This window comes from Roseitalea sp., assembly GCF_984466335.1.
On record NZ_CFIFWG010000240.1, the window covers coordinates 1 to 2,675 of the forward strand.

Annotated in this window: 4 protein-coding genes; all 4 read right to left on the reverse strand. The window is 68.0% G+C overall.

What is annotated here, in order from left to right; all coding sequences use genetic code 11:
• On the reverse strand, positions 1–885 hold an 885-nt coding region (gene era, locus AC5E6L_RS14995), incomplete at its 3' end, for a GTPase Era (RefSeq protein WP_491774377.1).
• Positions 882–1,607 carry a ribonuclease III gene (gene rnc, locus AC5E6L_RS15000; protein ID WP_491774379.1) on the reverse strand — a complete coding sequence of 242 codons (726 nt, stop codon included), beginning with the start codon at positions 1,605–1,607 and terminating at the stop codon, positions 882–884. The genes era and rnc, both read right to left, overlap by 4 nt.
• A gap of 5 nt (positions 1,608–1,612) precedes the next feature.
• Positions 1,613–2,365, reverse strand: coding sequence for a signal peptidase I (gene lepB, locus AC5E6L_RS15005; protein ID WP_491229453.1), 753 nt, complete (start codon positions 2,363–2,365; stop codon positions 1,613–1,615).
• Positions 2,366–2,441: 76 nt separating this feature from the next.
• On the reverse strand, positions 2,442–2,675 hold a 234-nt coding region (locus AC5E6L_RS15010; RefSeq protein ID WP_491774381.1), incomplete at its 5' end, for a holo-ACP synthase.

Sequence of the window (2,675 nt, forward strand, 5' to 3'; positions counted from 1 at the left end):
ATCGTCGCCCCACTTCTCGCGCACCTTGACGAACAGGAACAGATGCGCCGGCTGGCCGGCCAGTTCGGCGATCTCGGTGCGCGCGGCCATCGAGATCGCCTTGATCGTCGCGCCGCCCCTGCCGAGCACGATCTTCTTGTGGCCGTCGCGCTCGACATAGATCACCTGCTCGATGCGCGCCGAGCCGTCCTTGCGCTCCTGCCAGGTCTCGGTCTCGACCGTTGCGGCATAGGGCAGTTCCTGGTGCAGCCGCTCATAGAGCTTCTCGCGGGTGATCTCGGCGGCCAGCATGCGCATGGGCAGGTCCGAAAGCTGATCCTCGGGATAGAGCCAGGGACCCTCGGGGAGAGCGCCGGCAAGCGCGGCGAGAAGATCGTCGCAGCCCGAGCCGGTCAGCGCCGAGACCATGAACGTCCGCGCGAAGCCGGCCTGATCGTTCAGCCTGCCGGCCAGGTCCAGAAGCTTGGGCGGATCGATCGCATCGACCTTGTTGAGAACCAGCCAGCGGGCCGTCTTCACGCCGGGCAGCGCATCGACAATTGCCTGTTCCTCGTCGCCCAGGCCCTTGCGCGCATCGATCAGAACGAGCACGAGATCGGCATCGTGCGCGCCGGCCCAGGCCGCCCGCACCATCGCCCGGTCGAGCCGGCGCCGGGGCGCGAAGATGCCCGGCGTGTCGACGAAGACGATCTGGCTCGCGCCGTGGATCGCAACGCCGCGTATGGGCGCGCGCGTCGTCTGCACCTTGCGCGAGACGATCGTGACCTTCGAACCGACGAGACGGTTGACCAGCGTCGACTTGCCGGCGTTCGGCGCGCCGATCAGCGCGACGAACCCGGCGCGGCTTCCGGTCCGCGCATCGTCCGCGCCGCCGCCGGCGCTCATGGCGCGGCCACCGACTCGGCGGGCCAGATGCCTTCGCGCACCAGCACCGCCGCCGCCGCCGACTGCTCGGCCTGGCGCTTGGACGGACCGGTCGCCCGTTCGGGGGCAAGCGCGGCGATCCGCACCTCCACCGTGAAGGCGGGCGCATGGTCCGGGCCCTCGCGCAGGATCACCCGGTAGCACGGCGTTTGTGAAAAGCACTTGTGCGTCCACTCCTGAAGCTCGGTCTTGGCGTCGCGCCGGGCCGCCATGACATGGCGCGCGCGCGCGGTCCAGCAGCGCCGCACGAAGGCGCGCGCCGCCTCCAGGCCGCCTTCCAGATAGATGGTGGCGATCAGCGCCTCGACCACGTCGGCGCGCACGCTCTTGAGCCGCGCAGAGGCGATGTTGCCCATGTCGGCGCCAGCGCGGATGTGCCCCGTCAGCTCCAATTCGTCGGCGACGGACGCCAGCGTCTCGGCATTGACCAGCGCGTTCAGCCGCACCGACAGCTCGCCCTCGTCGGCCTGGTGAAACTCGGCAAACAGCATCTCGGCGATGCAAAGGCCGAGCACGCGGTCGCCCAGGAACTCCATGCGCTCGTAATCGGTGCCGGTGCGGTCCCGCGCGCTCGAATGGGTCAGGGCGCGGTCGAGGCGCGCAAGATCGGCGAAGGCGTGTCCGGTGACGCGTTCGAGATGGGCGAGCGTGTCGCTGGAAACCGGTTCGCCGGCGCCGGCCATTTGCGTCATCGCGATGCGGACTGCAAGAAGCGGTCGAAACGCAGTTCGGCCGGCCAGCGCCAGATTTCAAGCGGCGAAGCGCCGCCGGCGATCGAGAAGAAGACGATGTTGGCGCGGCCGACGAGATTTTCGTGGGGAACGAACCCGACATTGAAGCGGCTGTCGGCGGAGTTGTCGCGATTGTCGCCGAGCAGGAAATAGTGCCCGGCCGGCACGACGAACTGGCGCGTGTCGTCGCCGACCGTGCCCTGGGTGATGTCGAGCGTGCGGTAGGAGACGCCATTGGGCAGCGTTTCGCGATAGACGCGCACGGGTCGGTTCTGCTCGGTGATGTCGACATCGTCGATCGTGCCGATCGCCTCGCGCTCGACCGCCGCGCCATTGATGAAGAGCGCGCCGTCGCGCATCTGCACCGTGTCGCCGGGCAGGCCGATCACGCGCTTGATGTAGTCGAGCCTGGGATTGGAGGGCAGCTTGAAGACGGCCACGTCGCCGCGCTCGGGCGCGCCGGACCAGATGCGCCCGTCGAACAGATCCGGGCCGAAAGGCAGCGAATAGCGCGAATAGCCGTAAGCGAACTTGGAGACGAACAGATAGTCGCCTTCGAGCAGGGTCGGCCGCATCGAGCCCGAAGGAATCGAAAAGGGCTGGAACAGGAAGGTGCGGATCAAAAGCGCCAGGATCAGCGCCTGAACGACCACCGATACGACTTCGCCGATCCCGCCGGATTTCTTCTCGGTCTTTTCCGCCATGGTCATGGTCCTGCTCCTTGGTGTCCGGTTCCGCTTCGGGCCCGTGCGGTCCAGCGCCACATAATCCCTACAGGCCGGCGCTTCAATCGCGGGGCGGCCGGCTTTGCGCGGGAACGGCCTCGATGACGACGAACGCCTGCGCCAGAGGATAGTCGTCGGTGATGGTCAGGTGTATGACCGGCTCGTGCCCACCGGGCAACAGCGCCATGAGACGCGCGCGCGCGGCGCCGGTCAAGGCCATTGTCGGCTGGCCGGTCGCAAGGTTCACAACGCCCATGTCGCGCCAGTAGACGCCCCGCGCAATGCCGGTGCCGAG

Coding starts and splice junctions, on each gene's coding strand:
- lepB (WP_491229453.1), bottom strand. CDS start 2,365: ATGACCATGGCGGAAAAGACCGAGAAGAAATCCGGCGGGATCGGCGAA.
- rnc (WP_491774379.1), bottom strand. CDS start 1,607: ATGGCCGGCGCCGGCGAACCGGTTTCCAGCGACACGCTCGCCCATCTC.